Genomic DNA, 530 nt, shown 5'->3' with positions numbered 1-530 from the left:
GGTGATCGCATCGAGCCGGTACCGGTGGAGGTGGACGGCAAGGAGATGAGCCGAGTGCTGGGCAACCTGCTGGTCAACGCCATCCGCCGGACCCCGGCCGACGGCACGGTCGCCATCGCCGCGGAACGTTCCCCCGAGGGCGTGGTGCTGTCGGTGACGGACGGCTGCGGCGGCATCCCCGAGGAGGACCTGCCGCGCGTCTTCGACACCGGCTGGCGCGGCACGCACGCCCGGACGCCCCCGGCCGGCGCGGGCCTGGGCCTCGCCATCGTCCGGGGGATCGTGGAAGCGCACCAGGGCCGGGCCACCGTACGCAACACTCCCGGCGGTTGCCGCTTCGAGGTGGTGCTGCCCGCCGCCGCTTCCTGAACGCGGGCAGCACCACCGGCCCACCGCGGTCCTACGCCCCCCGCATCCCGGTCCGCGCGAACTCCGTCATGCCTTCCTCGAAACCGACCTCCGGCTTCCACCCCAGCCCGGTCCGCAGCCGCGACGAGTCCGCGGTGATGTGCCGTACGTCCCCGAGCCGG

At 74.2% G+C, this 530-nt stretch carries 1 protein-coding gene and 1 pseudogene; one reads left to right on the top strand and one right to left on the bottom strand.

All coding sequences use genetic code 11. From position 1 onward, the window contains the following. Positions 1-369: sensor histidine kinase (locus RH94_RS44855; RefSeq protein ID WP_234426095.1), on the top strand; the 369-nt coding region annotated here is incomplete at its 5' end. A 31-nt stretch (positions 370-400) separates the two neighbouring features. Here the strand turns inward: RH94_RS44855 and RH94_RS44850 are convergent. Further along, a pseudogene (locus RH94_RS44850) lies at positions 401-530 on the bottom strand (NAD-dependent dehydratase); the annotation flags it as partial.

Source organism: Streptomyces kebangsaanensis (assembly GCF_001906585.1).
Lineage (GTDB): Bacteria > Actinomycetota > Actinomycetes > Streptomycetales > Streptomycetaceae > Streptomyces > Streptomyces kebangsaanensis.
Note: the sequence above shows the minus strand (reverse complement) of the source record. Positions and strands in the feature narration are given on the sequence as shown.